This is a genomic window from Pseudidiomarina taiwanensis (assembly GCF_003987435.1).
Classification (GTDB): Bacteria; Pseudomonadota; Gammaproteobacteria; order Enterobacterales; family Alteromonadaceae; genus Pseudidiomarina; species Pseudidiomarina taiwanensis.
The window spans coordinates 1-17,086 of record NZ_PIQG01000003.1 but is presented as its reverse complement, the minus strand read 5'-3'; the positions used below and the strand labels follow the sequence as shown (position 1 = coordinate 17,086).

At 51.4% G+C, this 17,086-nt stretch carries 15 protein-coding genes, 1 rRNA gene and 1 pseudogene; 7 read left to right on the top strand and 10 right to left on the bottom strand.

The annotated features are described in order from the left end of the window. Nucleotides 1–171 precede the first annotated feature (171 nt). Nucleotides 172–849, top strand: a complete 678-nt coding sequence (locus tag CWI83_RS06815) for a HEPN domain-containing protein (protein WP_126827464.1) — start codon at nucleotides 172–174, stop codon at nucleotides 847–849. On the opposite strand, the gene CWI83_RS06810 is transcribed toward CWI83_RS06815, so the two are convergent. From CWI83_RS06810 to recQ, 3 genes and pseudogenes are all read right to left on the bottom strand, one after another. Continuing rightward, nucleotides 846–2,537 carry a methyltransferase domain-containing protein gene (locus tag CWI83_RS06810; RefSeq protein ID WP_126827462.1) on the bottom strand — a complete coding sequence of 564 codons (1,692 nt, stop codon included), beginning with the start codon at nucleotides 2,535–2,537 and terminating at the stop codon, nucleotides 846–848. The genes CWI83_RS06815 and CWI83_RS06810 overlap by 4 nt on opposite strands. A gap of 104 nt (nucleotides 2,538–2,641) precedes the next feature. Further along, nucleotides 2,642–3,982, bottom strand: a complete 1,341-nt coding sequence (locus CWI83_RS06805; protein ID WP_126827888.1) for a HipA domain-containing protein — start codon at nucleotides 3,980–3,982, stop codon at nucleotides 2,642–2,644. A gap of 154 nt (nucleotides 3,983–4,136) precedes the next feature. After that, nucleotides 4,137–5,954 (bottom strand): annotated as a pseudogene (recQ, locus tag CWI83_RS06800) (DNA helicase RecQ). Nucleotides 5,955–6,087: 133 nt separating this feature from the next. Between recQ and rarD the strand changes: the two are divergent. Further along, a complete protein-coding gene (rarD, locus tag CWI83_RS06795; RefSeq protein ID WP_126827460.1) occupies nucleotides 6,088–6,987 on the top strand; it encodes an EamA family transporter RarD in 900 nt (299 codons plus the stop codon). Here rarD and uvrD read toward each other — a convergent pair. Genes uvrD through lptM form a run of 6 tightly spaced genes read right to left on the bottom strand, consistent with a single transcriptional unit; the run spans nucleotide 6,963 to nucleotide 12,479 of the window. Next, nucleotides 6,963–9,176, bottom strand: coding sequence for a DNA helicase II (gene uvrD / locus CWI83_RS06790; RefSeq protein WP_126827458.1), 2,214 nt, complete (start codon nucleotides 9,174–9,176; stop codon nucleotides 6,963–6,965). The genes rarD and uvrD overlap by 25 nt on opposite strands. 51 nt (nucleotides 9,177–9,227) lie before the next feature. After that, nucleotides 9,228–9,965: an HAD-IA family hydrolase gene (locus CWI83_RS06785; RefSeq protein ID WP_126827456.1), complete on the bottom strand. Its 738-nt coding sequence runs from the start codon at nucleotides 9,963–9,965 to the stop codon at nucleotides 9,228–9,230. After that, the gene (gene xerC, locus CWI83_RS06780) at nucleotides 9,962–10,864 is read right to left on the bottom strand and encodes a tyrosine recombinase XerC (RefSeq protein ID WP_126827454.1); all 903 of its coding nucleotides are present in this window, start codon (nucleotides 10,862–10,864) and stop codon (nucleotides 9,962–9,964) included. The genes CWI83_RS06785 and xerC overlap by 4 nt, the downstream gene beginning before the upstream one ends. Next, on the bottom strand, nucleotides 10,851–11,546 hold the full coding sequence (locus CWI83_RS06775) for a DUF484 family protein (protein WP_126827452.1): 696 nt from the start codon (nucleotides 11,544–11,546) through the stop codon (nucleotides 10,851–10,853). The genes xerC and CWI83_RS06775 overlap by 14 nt, the downstream gene beginning before the upstream one ends. Further along, the gene (gene dapF, locus CWI83_RS06770; RefSeq protein ID WP_133306996.1) at nucleotides 11,536–12,363 is read right to left on the bottom strand and encodes a diaminopimelate epimerase; all 828 of its coding nucleotides are present in this window, start codon (nucleotides 12,361–12,363) and stop codon (nucleotides 11,536–11,538) included. The genes CWI83_RS06775 and dapF overlap by 11 nt, the downstream gene beginning before the upstream one ends. Continuing rightward, nucleotides 12,360–12,479, bottom strand: coding sequence for an LPS translocon maturation chaperone LptM (gene lptM / locus CWI83_RS06765; protein WP_241969902.1), 120 nt, complete (start codon nucleotides 12,477–12,479; stop codon nucleotides 12,360–12,362). Before lptM ends, dapF begins: the two co-directional genes overlap by 4 nt. 131 nt (nucleotides 12,480–12,610) lie before the next feature. Here lptM and cyaY point away from each other — a divergent pair, with 131 nt between their 5' ends. Genes cyaY through CWI83_RS06740 form a run of 5 tightly spaced genes read left to right on the top strand, consistent with a single transcriptional unit; the run spans nucleotide 12,611 to nucleotide 16,905 of the window. Continuing rightward, nucleotides 12,611–12,934, top strand: coding sequence for an iron donor protein CyaY (gene cyaY / locus CWI83_RS06760; RefSeq protein ID WP_126827446.1), 324 nt, complete (start codon nucleotides 12,611–12,613; stop codon nucleotides 12,932–12,934). A 2-nt stretch (nucleotides 12,935–12,936) separates the two neighbouring features. Then, complete coding sequence (hemC, locus tag CWI83_RS06755; RefSeq protein ID WP_126827444.1) at nucleotides 12,937–13,878, top strand: hydroxymethylbilane synthase; 942 nt, start codon at nucleotides 12,937–12,939, stop codon at nucleotides 13,876–13,878. Between the two features lie 12 nt (nucleotides 13,879–13,890). Next, the gene (locus CWI83_RS06750) at nucleotides 13,891–14,664 is read left to right on the top strand and encodes a uroporphyrinogen-III synthase (RefSeq protein WP_126827442.1); all 774 of its coding nucleotides are present in this window, start codon (nucleotides 13,891–13,893) and stop codon (nucleotides 14,662–14,664) included. Next, a complete protein-coding gene (locus tag CWI83_RS06745; RefSeq protein ID WP_126827440.1) occupies nucleotides 14,639–15,757 on the top strand; it encodes a uroporphyrinogen-III C-methyltransferase in 1,119 nt (372 codons plus the stop codon). Before CWI83_RS06750 ends, CWI83_RS06745 begins: the two co-directional genes overlap by 26 nt. Beyond that, nucleotides 15,754–16,905, top strand: coding sequence for a heme biosynthesis HemY N-terminal domain-containing protein (locus tag CWI83_RS06740; RefSeq protein ID WP_126827438.1), 1,152 nt, complete (start codon nucleotides 15,754–15,756; stop codon nucleotides 16,903–16,905). Before CWI83_RS06745 ends, CWI83_RS06740 begins: the two co-directional genes overlap by 4 nt. Before the next feature lie 62 nt (nucleotides 16,906–16,967). On the opposite strand, the gene rrf is transcribed toward CWI83_RS06740, so the two are convergent. Then, a 5S ribosomal RNA gene (gene rrf, locus CWI83_RS06735) occupies nucleotides 16,968–17,083 on the bottom strand. Nucleotides 17,084–17,086 lie beyond the last annotated feature (3 nt).

Genomic DNA, 17,086 nt, shown 5'->3' with positions numbered 1-17,086 from the left:
GTTTAGCTGAATTTAAAAAGCGCCCGCAAGTTGTGGTAAATCGGCGCTGTGACTGTTGCCGTAGCAACATTAGAAACCTTAACAAATAGGGGCGACATTTAGTGTCGCGCTTGACGAACTTTGCTGACTGAGGGATGGTAATACCATGTAAGCAAGCACAAAGGATGTGACATGAGCGAAGCGACAAAACTGAAAGAATTCCAACGCGCCCATCGCGATAATTGGGGAGCAGGCCTGAGTTTGCGGGTGCATCGGGCGATTAGCTGGTTGGCTCGAGCAGAGCAAGAGCGAGGCCAGGCGCTCGATGAAGGCGATAGCGATGCTGAATTCATTTTCTTGTGGATAAGTTTTAACGCCGCCTATGCTAATGAATACGATGCCATCAGTCGTGACAAAACCCGTGACCTTTACACGACTTTTTTCGAACGTCTCGTCGGCCTCGATGACGAACGCAAACTTTATAATATTATTTGGGGCCAATACTCGAGTACCGTTCGCAGTCTGCTCGATAACCAATATGTTTACCAACCTTTCTGGGACTGCGAAATCGGCAAACGCGAGCCAGATTGCTGGCAGGAATCGTTTGAACAAGCCAAAGAAGTCGCCAAGCGCGCCCTTGCCAAGCAAGATGTCGTAACCGTCTGGTCGATTGTGATGGATCGCCTCTACACCCTGCGAAACCAACTGATTCATGGCGGCGCCACCTGGAATGGCAGTTGGAACCGTGACCAGCTGCGCGATGCCACGCGCCTGCTCGGCGAATTAATGCCGGTGGTGATTCAACTGATGATGGATAACGCGCATTTAGTTTGGGGAGATGCGGGGTATTTTGTTGGGGATAAAGGCTAGGATCTTGGCTCCCACGCCACCGCTCCGCGCGAGTAAATGGCTTGCTCGGCTTTGAGTTTCATATGGTTAAACAGATCGTCTTGCCAACGACTTGGTGAAAATGCACCGAGCGTGCGTTGTACTTCGTGCGCGAACAAAGTCGGTTCCTGCTCTCTGACATAGTCCCAATTTTCAATTAGCGCATCACGACGAGCCCGCAATAAGCTCGGCTGCGGAACGCCATCACGTTTTTGATTGTTGACTCGCTTTGCGGCGGGCTGCAAATTCCACAAATCATTGTTATGCCAAAGCGCAAATGGCAACGCATGATCAACGTCCATAGCCCGAGCGGGGAGCGGCTGCTCGGTCCAAACGCAGCGGAGATCAGATTTTTGCAAATACAATTTGCGCGCGAAACTTTGCTCACGACCGACCTTTGTTTGCTGCAGCAGTAATTCCATTACAATGCCTTGGCTAACGGCTGGTAGATGTTTGTGTGCAAATCGTTCAACGAGTTCAGCCCAACGCAATAGCAGTGAATCACGAACCCAATAGCCTGTTAGGCAAAATTCGCGCCATAACTCGGCATCAATGAGCACCTGTTTGGAAGCCTTGTCATAAGCAAACATGGTGCCGTCATCTGCATATTTTATCGGACCATCTTTAATCGCAGTAGCAATGCTTCGTAGCGTCTTTTGCGTCAAATTCATCAGCTCATCTGGCAACTGCCCACGACGCCATTGCAACATAAATAGACTCAATAGCTCGGGTTCATGAATCACGCCATAATGCTGTTGCGCGGCGCGAATAAGCGCGCTCAGACTTGCACGAAACTTTATCGGCTTACCGCCTTTCGCTTCACTTTGAATTTGCGGCAGTATTTGCGGTGAAGCAACCAAAGGCCAGTAATACTGCAACCAGCACTCGGCAATATGTTGAATTGGAATGCCAATGCGTTGATTCTGGCGCCAGCTCACAGCGCGTTCGTCACGCTCGGAAAGGTCACAGAGCGCTCGTAATAAAGCTAATTTATACGTCGCAACTTTTTTATCGTTGCGGAGCACCGACTCAATTCGATCGAGTGGCTGGCCAAGCTTGCTGCGTTTGACGAACAACAAAGTCGCCCAGCGCGTTCCCTGCCGCCCCATGGCATCATCGTTATTAAATTCATCAATGCACTCAAGCCCTAAACGCTGACACAGCAGCTTTAATTGTTCTGGGGGAATCGTCTCAAACAGCCGCCCGGCAGTATCGCGATTATCCTCAATATCCGGTCGTTCGGCAGGAATAGAAATCAATAAGCGGCCGTGGTCGTTGAGTAAGTTTCGCATCGCAACCAATGCATCGAAATGCTGATTGCTCGGTAGGTGCATTAATACGGCAGAACAAAGAATGCCATCAAAGCCACCATAGAAGGGAATACTGTCTGGTAAAGTGCCTTTCTCAAAACGACCCTTTAAAATTGGGTAGGTTGCTATGGCACGCTCGCGTAACGCATCGGTGGGTTCGACCCCATAAGCGTTATAACCAAGCTCCAGTAAACGGCGCAAATCACGCCCCGAGCCGGCACCAATATCCAAAACTCGCGCCCCAGTTGGGAAACTTGCCGCAAAGAAATCACTGACCCCACCACTGACCTGCTCGTAGCGGTTAAAGATATCCTCAGCATGCGCGCTGTAGTAGTTCAGAGTTTTCGGGTCACCTGCCATGGTAGTATTCTCGATTATACGTTTATGCCGCTTAACTTTTTAGCAACATCTACGAGGGTACTTGATATGGAAGAAGGTGCAATAGTAAATCGATAAATAACCTGTCACGCCATGCGCTCAATAATTGGTTTGAGCGCCAGCACACGTTCATGATTTTGCCGTGCGAGCGCTTTAAAGTCGTCACTAATTTGCGGATGTTTGATGACAGCTTGCCAGAATTCCTGCGCAAGTTCGTAGCCAACCTGCCAATACATGCGAGTCACTCGAGGCGCTGCGATATCAAATACCAACGGCTCATTCAACAAGCTTCCATCTCTGCGCGGTGCATATGCCATAGGCAAGCAATCGTAGATTGGCGCTAACTCTAGTGGTCGCGAACCTTCATGCAACGCAGACAAATTTCCAAAGTGCATGTCGTTGTTACCAATTAAAGTACCAAAGGTGAATGCGATCATGCCCTTACGGTAAGCCTGCTCAGTTAATGTTCCGCTCGAATACGTTAACGCTTCGAGTAGTTGGGGATAGTCCGCCCGACCTAAGCCACAGAATTCGGCATCGAGCGCTTTCAGAGAAACGACTCCAATTCGCCCCAGTGAACCGATGCGATCAAACCTTTGTGACATCAGATATGCTCTATTTTGTTCGACAAAGCTGATATTCCTTGCTGCAAGATTTCCCTCAAATTGGTTTAAAACTTCGCTCGCTAGAGCCTCACAATGCAACAAGTCAGCCCATCGTGTCGCAGTTTGATTGCCATCAAGGGGCGCTGAAAACTTTATAATTGAGGGGACACCTTCAAGGGTAATTGACAATTTGGCATGCTCGCCACCAGGAGTTGAGTGCCAACTCTCTCCATGTACGACATCATAAACTAACTGCTCAAGATCGCTGCGCTGATAGCTTCGCGCTTCAGTATGCAACCAATGCTGATAGGCGCGATCGCCTAACAATAAATTACCTACGGTGTCGTGAGGAATATTCGTAAGAACTCGCAGCACTTGGTCTTCTGACCAGCGGTCGGGATCAAGATCTAGCTGAAATGCTCTAACTTGTTGACTCTCTGCAAGTTTGCGTCCAAGAAACCCTTGTGGTCGCATATCAGTCATCCACCAAGGCAAAGAATCAAATATTAAATAATCATCTGGATAGTCAATCAGGTAGTTTACGAGGTAGTTATCGTCAGGATATACAGCATAAATATCAGCAAAGTGCTCAACTTCGCCGTCTGCCGAAACACGATAAATCGGCCAACCTCCCGCACCATTATTGCTGCTATACCGCAATCTAAACCACTTGGCTCCACGGTGACGGCCGACCTGTATCACTTCACCTGTCATTGCCTTCAAATGACGAGTGAGCGTCGCACGACTTTCTTCGAGCTCACTTGCTAACTGAGACGCCGAAGCAGGTTGCAGCGATAAAAACTGCAGTAATTTTCTCCGCATAAACACCTCCTTCGAACTAAATTGAACAGGTTAATGAACGGGTTTAAAGATGAATAAGACGCTGATTTTAATATATTTAATCAAAAGAAACCTCCATTAATAGTGCAATTATAGCACAATTAACTTAAAAGCGTTTAGCGAAGTTTAAAAGATGTTAAAACACCCCCATCGGCTCAACATCGGCATCGAGGTATGAAGTGATGGCGGCGATAAATTCGTCGCCGTAGCGCTCGAGTTTTTTCTGGCCGACGCCGGTGATTTCGAGGAAGGCTTGGTGCGTGGTGGGGTATTCGATCGCCATTTCAACTAGGCTGGTATCGTTAAAGACCACAAAGGGCGGGACTTCTTCGGCATCGGCAATCGATTTACGCAGCTTGCGCAGGCGCCGGAACAAGACTTTATCGTAGTCGCTGCGGTCTGCCACGCGGGGCTTCTTCATCACCGTATTGATGCGCGGTTCAGCCAGCTGCAGTTCAATCTCGCCTTTTAACACCGGGCGCGCAGCTTCGGTCAGCTGCAATACCCCATATTGGGCAATGTTTTGAATCAACATCCCGCGATGAATCAGCTGCCGAATGATGCTCAGCCAGTATTCATGGGAGTGCTCTTTGCCGAGCCCATAGGTGGATAGTTTGTCGTGGCCGAGATCGGTCAGCTTGGTGGATTTAGAGCCGCGCAGCACATCAATCACATGGTTGGTGCCGAAGCGCTGACCGACCCGATAGACGCAACTGAGCACCTTCTGGGCCGCGACCGTGCCGTCAAATTGGCGCGGTGGATCCAAGCAAATATCACAGTTGCCACAAGCTTCATTACGATATTCATTAAAGTAATTCAGTAGCACCAAGCGGCGACAGGTTTGCGCTTCACCGAGCGCCTGCATGGCGGCAAATTTATGTTGTTCGACTTTGCCTCGCTCTGGGTCGGGGTGGTCCATGATCACGCTTCGAATCCAACCGGCATCGGCTGGGTCATACAGCAAGACCGCTTCGGCGGGCAAGCCATCACGTCCGGCCCGACCCGTCTCTTGATAGTAGGCCTCGATGCTGCGGGGGATATCCTAATGCACGACAAAACGCACGTTGGGCTTATTAATGCCCATACCAAAGGCAACGGTGGCGACCACCACATCGATATCATCACGGACAAACCCCCGGAGCACCTGCTCTCGCGCACCAGGCTCCATTCCGGCATGGTAGCCAGCAGCACGTAAGCCATCCTTTTGCAAACGTTCGCTCAGTTCATCCACGCGTTTGCGCGAACCACAATAGACTATCCCCGAGGCGCCTTTTTGCTTGGCAATATAATCGCGCAATTGCTTTTGGGGTTTATATTTTTCTTCGACTACATAGCGAATATTGGGGCGATCGAACGAACCTTTATACACAACCGGATCATGTAAATGCAGGCGCTGGCTGATATCCGCTTCGGTGGCTAAATCAGCGGTAGCGGTCAGTGCCATAAAAGGCACTTGTGGCAGACTTTCGCGCAGGCTACCCAGTTGCCCATAATCCGGTCGAAAATCATGTCCCCATTGCGAGATACAATGGGCTTCATCAATCGCCACCAATGCCACCGGCCAGCTTTGCAACTGGCGGACGAAGTAGGGTTGCATGGCTCGCTCTGGGCTGACATAGAGTAATCGAATACGATGCTGGGCAAGCTCTGCCATAGTTTGCTGGGCTTGCTCAGGCGCCAGCCCATTGTGCAGTGCAGCAGCGGCAACGCCCATGGCTTGCAAGGCTTCGACTTGGTCTTGCATCAGCGAGATCAAGGGCGATACCACCACGGTCAAGCCGTCGCTGGCAATCGCTGGCAATTGATAACACAGTGATTTTCCGCCCCCAGTGGGCATCAGCACTAGCGCGTCACGGCCTGCTTGCACGGCGGCAATGACCTCGGCTTGACCGGCTCTAAACTCGGTATAACCAAAGACTTTGGCAAGCACTTCTGACAAGGCTGTTGGTGGCAAAAATCACACTCCGAATTGCACCTAAAAAGAATTGCCTCTATTGTATGCATCCCGCGTCCAATGCACTACCCTGATGGGGTGAAATGCGCGATTTTATCCCTGCCTATTGGCACTTTTCTGACTGAGGATGGTTATGACAGACGCTGCAACCCGCACCAAGCAAGGGGTGATTTTTGCGATTCTGGCCTACAGTATTTGGGGCATCGCACCTGTCTATTTTAAATTGCTGCAAGCGATTCCACCGCTTGAGATCCTCGGTCATCGTATTTTTTGGGCTTTTTTCTTAGTCTTCGCGTTGATGTTCGGCTTAAAGCGACTCGACCGACTTAAACCGATTTTAACCAATCGCGCTTTCATGTTACGCCTTGCGCTGGCGACGATACTGCTCGCGGGGAACTGGTTTTTGTTTATTTGGGCGGTGAATAACGACCGTATTTTGGATGCTAGTTTGGGTTATTACATTAATCCGCTGCTAAACGTTGCGATTGGGATGGTGTTTTTCCAAGAGCGCATGCGCAAATTGCAGGTGGTGGCGATTGGCCTGGCGGTCACAGGGGTGGTGATTCAAATCGTAACTTTCGGTTCAGTGCCCTGGATTGCCCTCACCTTAGCCGCCAGCTTTGCGACCTATGGTGCAATTCGTAAGCGCTTACCGGTCGACTCGCTGACTGGGCTCTGGCTTGAAACCATGTTGCTCATGCCGCTAGTGCTGGTCTATATCGCCTTTTTCGCGCGCCCAGAAGCGATTGATTTGAGTTTAAACAGCTGGCAACTGAACACCTTGCTGGTCGCTGCTGGGGTGATCACTACCGCGCCTTTGTTATGCTTTACCGCGGCGGCACAACGGCTGCGCTATGCCACTCTTGGTTTCTTCCAATACATCGGTCCAAGCCTGATGTTTATCTTAGCGATTTGGCTTTATAACGAGCCCCTGGCGCTCGATAAGTTGGTGACCTTTGCAATGATCTGGTGTGCCTTGGCGCTTTATGTGATCGATAACCTGGTGTTTCAGCAGCGCTCTAAACGAGCGTAAGCGACCACCAGCCATTTCGCTCCGACCTCGTCGAAGTTGACCTGGATGCGGCTTTGCGGTCCGCTGCCTTCGTAGTTCAGCACGGTGCCCTCGCCAAATTTGACGTGTCTAACCCGCTGCCCAAGCGAGAACCCGGTCTGCTGGAAGGTCTCGTGGCTTGCCCCACTATGAAAGCGGCCCATCGCCGGTTGGCTATTTTCACTACTGCGGGCCACTCGGCCCATCCGAATTGGGTTGAGGGCATCTGAGGGCATCTCGCCAATAAACCGACTGGCACGATGCAACATATCTTGCCCATAGACGCGGCGCTGTTCGGCATAGGTAATCACTAGCTTTTGCATAGCGCGGGTCATACCCACATAAGCCAAGCGGCGTTCTTCTTCTAACCGACCGGCCTCATCCATCGATTGTTGCGACGGGAACATGCCTTCTTCAACCCCAGTCATAAATACCAGCGGGAATTCCAGCCCTTTAGCACTGTGTAGCGTCATCATCTGTACGGCATCTTGGTGCTGGTCGGCTTGGGTCTCGCCTGATTCCAACGCGGCATGAGCGAGGAAGGCTTGTAATGGCGGCAGATCTTCCTCGTGGTCATCAAAACTGTCGAAGTTGTCACAGGCACTGACTAATTCTTTTAAGTTTTCCACTCGGGTTTGAGCTTTTTCACCCTTCTCGGATTCATACATGGCCATCAAACCGCTGCGCTTGATCACGGTATCGGTTTGACGCCCAAGCGAGTATTCGCTGGTTTCATCCTCAAGCCCAGTAATGAGATCAAGAAAGGCTTGGACTGCGTTACTGGCGCGACCATTTAAGACTTTATCTTGAATCAGCTGCTTGGCACTTTGCCACAGCGAAATCTGCTCGTTGCGGGCATGATCGCGGATTTTCTGCAAGGTGGTGTTGCCAATGCCACGCGCTGGGGTGTTATGGGCACGCTCAAAGGCGGCATCATCATCGCGGTTTGAAATTAAGCGCAAATACGCCAGCGCATCTTTTACCTCTTGCCGATCAAAGAAGCGCAAACCGCCATAAATACGATACGGAATACGCGCATGCAGCATAGCTTCTTCCAGTACTCGCGATTGGGCGTTGCTGCGATAAAGAATCGCGACATCTTGCAAGGCATTACCGTGTTCGTGCCAGCGCTCGATTTGCCCAGCGATATAGCGCGCTTCATCGAGTTCGTTGAAGGCGGTGTAAAGGTCAATCAGCTCACCACCGTCCGCCTCGGTCCAGAGCTCTTTACCGAGCCGGTCATTGTTGTTGGCAATGACTTGGTTGGCGGCGCGCAAAATGACGTCGGTCGAGCGATAGTTCTGCTCCAAACGGATGGTCAGCACATCATCGTAGTCTTTAATAAACTGCTGAATATTCTCGACCCGAGCGCCGCGCCAGCCATAAATCGACTGGTCATCGTCACCCACTATGGTGACATAGTTGCGATCGGCTGGGTCAACATCAGGCACTCCGACACCACTGAGTAATTTGATCCAGGCATACTGGATGGCGTTGGTATCTTGGAATTCGTCCACCAAGATATGGCGGAAGCGCCGTTGGTAATGCTCACGAACAAAGCGGTTATTCCGTAGCAGTTCGTAGGCACGCAAAAGTAATTCGGCGAAATCAACGAGACCAGCCCGATCACACGCCACTTGATAGGCATCATAAATCGCTTTGAGAGTTTGTTCGGTCAGGTCATAGCCATCGATGTGATGAGGGCGCAGGCCTTCGTCTTTCTTGGCATTGATGTACCACATGGCTTGCTTAGGCGGCCAGCGCTTTTCATCAAGGTTCATGTCTTTGATGATGCGCTTTACCATGCGCAACTGATCATCGCTATCGAGGATCTGAAAACTCTGCGGTAAACCCACTTCAAGGTAATGTGCCCGCAATAAACGGTGGGCAAGACCGTGGAAGGTCCCGATCCACATCGCTCGAGTGGAACTGCCGATCAGCTGCTCAATCCGTCCACGCATCTCGGCGGCGGCTTTATTGGTAAAGGTTACCGCAAGAATACTAAACGGCGAGAGCTGCTCATGCTGCAATAAGTAAGCGATACGATGCACTAACACCCGAGTTTTACCACTCCCGGCGCCCGCCAACACCAGCATATTCCGCTCGTCAGCGCCAACGGCTTGTTGCTGTTTCGGGTTAAGGCTGGCCAAAAGCGGGTGCTGGGTATCCATAGAATCTCGCTACGCGTTAAAGCTGTGGGTGTTTTGATATATAAGGCAAGTTTACTGGTCGGGCACTGTATATGCAACCAGTATCCAGTCAACCAATTCACTCAAATGATCGTAGCTTAAGGTCGGTAAGATTTGTAAGTCATGGTGTTGGTATAGGCCACCACTAAACCAAGCACTTTGCCAGCCGGCGCGCTGTGCACCGAGGATATCTGCAGTAGGGCTATCACCAACATGCAGCCATTCATGTGGCAATAGCTCGGGTTGCTCAGCTTGTGCTTCATGGAACATGTCCAGATGAGGTTTACCGAGGCGCCCTGTTTGCGGCTGCCAAGTCTTTTTAAAGTAACGACTTAAGCCAATTTCAGGAATACTGACATTACCGTTACTTAAGGCATATAGCGGAAGGTGACGACTCAATTTATCCAGCGCGGCAAACGTCGATGGATGAATTTCGACGGCGTTACGATGGCGTAAAAACTCCGCAAGGACCGCTTCGGCTTCGCGCTCGGCATTGGCAACACCCACCTCACGCAGACCTTCAGCGACGGTTGCAACGCGCAGGGCACTCATGTCACTGGCAAGCTCCGCATCACGATCCATAATCGCACTGCGCCGCGCAGACCAATCAGCAATCGTCCAGTGTGCGGTTTGCGGGAAGTGCTCGACTAAATAGGCATGCACCGCCTGTTCCGCGCGTCGCATCACCGGCACGTTGTCATAAAGGGTGTCATCTAAATCAAAACTCACGGCGCGAATCGGGCGCCAGCGTCGATACAAACGTAGACTCATTTCTTCTTCCGAGCGCGCGGATGGGCGCTGTCATAAACCTTGGCCAGATGCTGAAAATCAAGATGGGTATACACTTGCGTGGTACTCAAATTGGCATGGCCCAATAATTCTTGCACAGCACGCAAATCGCCACTTGATTCCAGCAGGTGCGACGCGAAGCTGTGACGCAACTTATGCGGATGCAAATTGCCATTTAACCCTTGCAGTTTGCCCCAATGATTTAGCCGTTGCTGTACTGTGCGCGGGCTGATGCGCTGGCCTCGCTGGCTGATAAATAAGGCTAATTCATCTAGTCGGCTGCCGAGCCACTGTGCCCGTATCGGTAGCCAGCGCTCAATCGCCTCTGCGGCATACCGACCGTATGGAACGATACGCATTTTATTGCCTTTACCGATCACCCGTAACTCTCGGTGACGACTGTTAAAACTATCCACCTCGAGTTGCACCAACTCCGCCAAGCGTAAGCCACTAGAATAAAGCAGCTCCATCATGGCGGCATCACGAATCGCTAGCGGGTCATCTGTGGGTAACTGAAGTAATTGACTAATACTATCCACATCGAGGTTTTTCGGCAGTCGCTTCGCTTTGCGAGGGGCTTTGATCGCGGTTGCCGGATTATCGTGACTCCAACCTTGCCGCAACCAATAGCTGGCAAACGTCCGCCAAGCGGCTAGCCGCAGTGCCAGCGAGGCATCACCCAGGTTACGGCGACGCCACGAAACAAATAAGCGCTCCATTTGCTCTAACTGCACCTGTTCAACATCAGTAATGTGCTGCTCGGCAAACGTTGCGATGTCTTCGCTTAAAATACGTTGATAACTATTCAGGGTGTGCTCGGCGAGCCCGCGCTCGCCGGCGAGATGATGAATAAACTTGGGCAGTGCCTCAACCAGCTTCATGGGCCATCAAGGTGGGCAATAGGTGGCTTAACAGGGCTTGCAGTTGGGTAATCAAGAGCGAATCCATAGCCGGATCAAAGTGGCTTGGATCGTGATTCCCAATCGCCAGCATTCCTAACTCGCCGTCTTTTCCGAGTAACAGTAAAGCGACCGATGCGACAGCCTGATCAGGGAACAGTAAGCGCTGCTCTTCTTGACTCAAGCGACCTAAATAAATCCGGCTATCTTTGAAGCGTTTACTCAATAACTGCTTGTGGGTATCTGCGGTAAAGCTGTATTGCTCGGCTAATGGCAAGGGGCTATCAAAGAACTTCAAGGTCACCGCAGGCATCTGTAATTGCTCGGCAAAGGTCGCTTGGATCGTATCCATCACTGCGCTGACCGAGCCACAATCGAGCAGCGCACTGTATAGTGCGTTGTAGCATTTAAATAGCTCTTCGTTGCGGCGCGCAGTCACCATTAAGTCGGTGATTTCTTCTTCAAGCTGACGCACCCGATCGCGCAAAATTTGCTGCTGTCGCTCCACTAAGCTCACCGCCCCTTGGGCTGAATGGCGCAAGCGCATTTGTTGTAAAAGCTGCGGATGGTGCTCAAAAAAATCTGGGTTCTCGGCCAGATATTCGGCAATTAAGGCATCATCGACTTTGGCATCGGTTAAGACTTTTGCTGATTCATCGCTCATGTTTTAAATATCCATCAAACACATATTCTACTGGACCTGTCATCCGCACCGTCTGCCCCGGTTGCCAGCGAATGGTCAATTTACCGCCTGGCAGCTCGACTTCGACTTGCTCATCTAATTTACCTTGGCGCATGCCAAGCACCGCTGCTGCACATGCACCGCTGCCACAGGCTAAGGTTTCGCCGACGCCACGCTCATACACCCGTAGTTTAATATGACTACGGTCGAGATATTCGACAAAGCCAACATTCACTCCTTCCGGAAAGCGCTCATGGGTCGCGAGGAGGGCGCCCGTCTCAGCAACGCTTGCGCTGGCGATGCTGTCGACCTCAAGCACACAATGCGGATTGCCAAGGCTCATAGCCGCAAACATTAAGGTTTGGTCGTTTTCGCGCAACAAATAAGTTTGCTCTTCTTTATTCGCCCGAAACGGGATCTGATCTGGGGCAAATTGAGGTACCCCCATTTCAACCGTCACCCGTCCATCGCGCTCAACGTGCAGGGTCATTTTGCCCGCCTTCGTGCTGACCTTAATGTGATTCTTATTGGTTAGCCCTTTGCGCTTGGCGAATATTGCCAAACAGCGCGCACCGTTACCACATTGAGCAACTTCGCTGCCATCGGCATTAAAAATCCGGTAATGAAAATCCAAATCGGGGTCATAGGGTGGTTCAATCACCAGCATTTGATCAAAACCAACGCCACGATGACGGTCTGCCCAGCCACGAATTTGCTCAGGATTGATGTAAACATTATGGGTGACGCCATCGAGCACCATAAAGTCATTTCCTAAGCCATGCATTTTGGCAAAATTCATGATTCTGGGGCGTCCTCTGGCTGTTGTTGCTCAACTGGCTCGGCCGGAGGTTGCAGTGGTCCCTTTTGACCACAGCCAAATAGCGCTAATGCGGCGATTAAAACAGCGATTCGCATTACATTCTGTTGAAACATCGTTAAACTGTACCTATGTATGCAAGCGTGGATATGCAAGCGTAAGTGCACCAAGTGCGGATATGCGCTTATCATCGCATCGCTGCGAACAAATGTCATTATTAGGAGTTGCTATGCAAGAACATGAGTACCATGAATTGGCCGAGAACACGATTTTAGCAATTGAAGAAGCGGTCGAAAATTGTGGCGTCGATATCGATACAGAGTCCGGTGGCGATATTCTTGAATTGACCTTCCCGAATAACACCAAAATGGTGATCAATAAGCAGCCTCCTCTGATGCAACTTTGGGTCGCGACCAAATTTAATGGGCACCATTTCGAATACCGCGATGGCGCTTGGATCGATAACCGCACTGGGGTGGAACTCTGGGCGCTGCTCAACGAAGCCGGCGAGAAACAAGCAGGTGAACCACTAAACTTGGCGCCAGGAGCCTAATAATGAAAAAGCTGTTACGGATTGCCACCCGCAAGAGCATGCTGGCCATGTGGCAAGCGGAGCATATCCAAGCTCGGCTCGAGCAAGCGCACCCCGGTTTAACGGTTGAGCTGTTGCCGATGAGTACTCGTGGCGATGTCATTTTAGATACGCCGCTCGCTAAAATTGGCGGTAAAGGGTTGTTCGTGAAAGAGCTCGAGGTGGCGATGCTCGAGGGCCGTGCCGATTTAGCCGTGCACTCGATGAAGGACTTGCCGGTTGAGTTTCCAGATGGGCTCGAATTATATGGCATTTGCGAACGCGAAGACCCGCGCGATGCGTTTGTTTCGAACCAATACAATACCCTTGATGAGTTACCGGAAGGTGCAATTGTCGGGACCTGCAGTTTACGCCGCAAGTGTCAGCTCTTGGCGCGCTATCCGCACTTAGTGATTCATGACTTACGCGGCAATGTGCAAACCCGGTTACGGAAACTCGATGACGGTGAATATGATGCCATTATTCTCGCCGCATCCGGTTTGATTCGGTTGGATTTACAAGGGCGCATCAAACAGCGGATTCCGGTCGATATTTGTCTGCCGGCAAATGGTCAAGGGGTGCTGGGGATCGAATGTCGCAGTGATGATGCCGAAACCAAAGCACTACTCGATACCCTTATCTGTCCTGACAGTCGCAGCTGCGTGTTAGCCGAACGTGCGATGAATCGGCGCTTACAAGGTGGCTGCCAAGTTCCAATCGGGGCTTATGCTGAACTCAAAGGGGATCAATTGCACCTGCGTGGCTTAGTCGGTCGCCCAGATGGCAACGAGATTCTTGAAGGGGAGATCAGTGGTCATCGCGATGAGGCGGAACAACTGGGTATCGAACTCGCGGAGTATTTGCTAGAGCGCGGTGCTGATGTGATTTTGCGGGATGTCTACGCGCAAAATGAACTACATTCTTAACGGCGCTGCTAGATGAGCAAAGCAACCCTGATATTACGTCCAGCCGACCAAGCCGAGCCCTTGCTGGATCGGTTACAGCAACATGGCGCGCAGGTGTTGCAGCACTCTATGGTAAGCGTCGAACCGAGTGACACGGCTGTTGAGCAGCTCGAACAATTGCTCGAGATCCCATTTACCAGCGGCATTATGGTCAGTGTGAATGCGGCGCACTTTTTGGCGAAAAGTCAACAACAACTGGGCCTCCACTTACCCAAGATGAACTGGTTTAGTGTTGGCCCAACAAGCGCACGAGCTATCGCTGAAATCGTGCAGGGGCCGGTCACCTGTCCTCTCTCAGAGCATAATAGTGAGGGTTTACTTCGCTTAAAACCACTGCAAAATGTGAAAGGACAGGAGTGGCTTATTGTGCGCGGTGAGCGCGGCCGTGAGCTTCTTGCCGACACCCTCAGAGCGCGGGGTGCCAAAGTGCATTACCTTGACGTGTATCGCCGGATGCCCACGCAACTGGGCAGCGATATGATTCAAAACTGGCAAGCCGAAGTTGATTGCATTATGGTCAGTAGTGCAGAACAACTGGGCTATTTTCTTGCCGCTATCCCTGCTGACGGACTAAGCTGGTTACAGCGATGCCAATGGATTGTGGCAAGTGACAGATTACAAGCATTACTGCCGGTCGGTTTGCAAAGCCGAGCAACGGTCGCTGGCAGTGCAACTCCCCATGCGCTGATTGAGGCATGGCAACAGGTACAGAGGAAGCAATATGGCGAAGGCAAAGCACACTCCTGAAGCAACTGAAACGGACACCACCGAAGCTCCTGTCGAGTCCTCGCGCACAGGCCGTTGGTTTGCCGGGCTCTTCATCCTGCTAGTGATTGCCGGGGCTATCGCTGCTGCCTATTTTTATGTTTGGCCAAGCTTCCAAAAGCTCCTCCAAGATGAACCCACTGCCGCAGCTACTGAAACCCCGGTCACGGCCAAACTTGAGCAACTCGATCAACGTGTGAATGGTTTGCAACAGCAGCTGTCGCAACTTAATGCGGACCAAGCGCGCTATGCAACAGTTGATGCGATGCAACAAAGTCAGGCGCAGCTTTACCAAGAACTTCGCGCAACCCAACAAGCGCTCGCGGCACTGCAAACTGAAATTGGCCTGCTTGATTTATCTGCCCAGGCCAACTGGCGGATTATCGAAGCACATCAATTTACCCAAAGAGCGACGGTTAAACTATGGGTCGAAGGCGAACCTGAAGCAGCCCAACAACTGCTGCAACTTGCTCATGACCAGCTTGCGCAGTTAAATAATCCAGCTCATTTGACGGCGCGCCAAGCCCTACAGAACGATATCCAGACCCTCCGCGCCTTACCTGCTGCGCAACACTTGGATGCCGCACTGAGCCTTGCGAGCTTACGCAGCTTGGTGAGCGAAATTGATTGGACTCAAACGCCGCAGTCGTCATTTGCTAAGCCGGTTGAGCGTGACCTTGGGGATGACTGGCTGAGCAACTTAAAACGCTCTGCGCTCGCACTCAGTGACCAGTTTATTCGGATCCAAACACACGAACAGCCGGTTGAACCACTGCTCTCGCACAGCTTCACTTTGCTGGCGGAGCAACGTCTTTTATTGCAACTCCAGTTGGCCCAACAAGCCGCGCTAAGTGGTGATCAGACGCTTTATGTGCTGAGTTTAAATGAAGCAACCGAGTTGGTCGCTCAACTCGATGGGATAGACGATACTCGCGTCACAACGCTGGCATCGCAACTGAACGCATTAACCGATTTAACTTTGCAAGCAAGCTACCCTGATAGCTTGCAAAGCCCTGCTTTAGTCGCTCGATTAGCCGAAAAACTGTTAAATGATGCGGCGGGAGAGACACCATGAAGCTGGCTTTATCTATTGTCTTATTGATCGTTGCCGGGCTTATTATCGGGCCGTTTTGGTCGGGCAACACGGGTTATGTTCTGATTGCCTTTGGCCAAACAAGTATCGAATTAAGTTTGGTCGCGGCGGTTATTTTACTGGTGCTGGTGAGCTTCATTTTATTAAAACTAGGGCAAGGTATCGCGGCGCTGGTGCGGGGCACCTCATGGGGCATTAAATGGTTTGGCCGACGTCGGCAAAGCAAAGCTGAACAAGCTCAAACGAGCGCTCTTGAAGCCTTACTCACGCAGGATTATAACGCCGCCCACAAAGCTTTCGCTCGCGCCTGGCAGCTGAACAAAGCCAGCACCAATGCCTTACTCGCGGCCTATAGCGCTGGCCAAGTCAGCGATCATAAAGCGGCAAAGGACTGGCTCGCTAAAGGTGGCCAAGCCGAACAGTTACAACTTGCAAGTGTGTTGCTTGATCTGAACGCCCAGGCCGAGTTGAGTCCTGGCAAAATGCAGCAGCTCAAAAAATTATTGGAGCAATACCCGCATCATCCTCAACTCCTGCGGATGGCGGCGCGCAGCTATATTGAACATCATCAATGGCGTCCGCTTATCGAGATCCTGCCGCGTTTGGCTGACTACACCACTTACACCAGCAGCGACGTCGCCGAGCTGACTGAGCGAGCTTATAAAGAAGTGATGCTGCAAGTTGGTGCGAACCGTAAAGACGACCTGAAAAATTACTGGGACGGCCTCAGTAAAGATCTCCGTCGCCAAGGCCCCGTCCGTAAAGCCTATATCGGTGCACTCAAACGTTTTGGCCTAAATGAGGTTGCCGGCAAGGTCGCAGCGCGGGGGTTAAAACGCGGTGAACTTGAGTTAGGCGAGTTAATTCAAGGGCAATTGATTGCTGCCGATCAGTCGCTCCGAGATTACTTGCAAGACGGCTTAAAGCGCAATGCTGACAATGCCTTAATGCTTCATGCTCTCGGTCAGCTGGCACTTGAAGTGAAGGATTTCACGCTTGCCCAACGTGCCTTAAAACGTGCCGCTGAGCTTGCACCGTCAGCCCAAGTTTGGCTCGACCTTGCCAGCGCTGAACAAGGCGCCGGGAACCCAACGGGCGCCCTTGAAGCTATCCGCAAGAGTCAGCAGTAGAAACACCAAATAACAGGCAATAAAAAATCCCCCGTCCGTAAGGACGAGGGATTAGGATAGGAGCCTGGCAGTGACCTACTCTCACATGGGGAATCCCCACACTACCATCGGCGCGGAAGCGTTTCACGTCTGAGTTCGGAATGGAGTCAGGTGGTTCCACTTCGCTATGGCCGCCAGGCAA

Coding starts and splice junctions, on each gene's coding strand:
- CWI83_RS06775 (WP_126827452.1), bottom strand. CDS start 11,546: ATGAGCGATGAATCAGCAAAAGTCTTAACCGATGCCAAAGTCGATGAT.
- CWI83_RS06750 (WP_126827442.1), top strand. CDS start 13,891: ATGAGCAAAGCAACCCTGATATTACGTCCAGCCGACCAAGCCGAGCCC.
- CWI83_RS06745 (WP_126827440.1), top strand. CDS start 14,639: ATGGCGAAGGCAAAGCACACTCCTGAAGCAACTGAAACGGACACCACC.
- cyaY (WP_126827446.1), top strand. CDS start 12,611: ATGCAAGAACATGAGTACCATGAATTGGCCGAGAACACGATTTTAGCA.
- dapF (WP_133306996.1), bottom strand. CDS start 12,363: ATGAATTTTGCCAAAATGCATGGCTTAGGAAATGACTTTATGGTGCTC.
- CWI83_RS06810 (WP_126827462.1), bottom strand. CDS start 2,537: ATGGCAGGTGACCCGAAAACTCTGAACTACTACAGCGCGCATGCTGAG.
- CWI83_RS06805 (WP_126827888.1), bottom strand. CDS start 3,982: ATGCGGAGAAAATTACTGCAGTTTTTATCGCTGCAACCTGCTTCGGCG.
- lptM (WP_241969902.1), bottom strand. CDS start 12,479: ATGCGAATCGCTGTTTTAATCGCCGCATTAGCGCTATTTGGCTGTGGT.
- CWI83_RS06815 (WP_126827464.1), top strand. CDS start 172: ATGAGCGAAGCGACAAAACTGAAAGAATTCCAACGCGCCCATCGCGAT.
- hemC (WP_126827444.1), top strand. CDS start 12,937: ATGAAAAAGCTGTTACGGATTGCCACCCGCAAGAGCATGCTGGCCATG.
- CWI83_RS06740 (WP_126827438.1), top strand. CDS start 15,754: ATGAAGCTGGCTTTATCTATTGTCTTATTGATCGTTGCCGGGCTTATT.
- CWI83_RS06785 (WP_126827456.1), bottom strand. CDS start 9,965: ATGAGTCTACGTTTGTATCGACGCTGGCGCCCGATTCGCGCCGTGAGT.
- rarD (WP_126827460.1), top strand. CDS start 6,088: ATGACAGACGCTGCAACCCGCACCAAGCAAGGGGTGATTTTTGCGATT.
- xerC (WP_126827454.1), bottom strand. CDS start 10,864: ATGAAGCTGGTTGAGGCACTGCCCAAGTTTATTCATCATCTCGCCGGC.
- uvrD (WP_126827458.1), bottom strand. CDS start 9,176: ATGGATACCCAGCACCCGCTTTTGGCCAGCCTTAACCCGAAACAGCAA.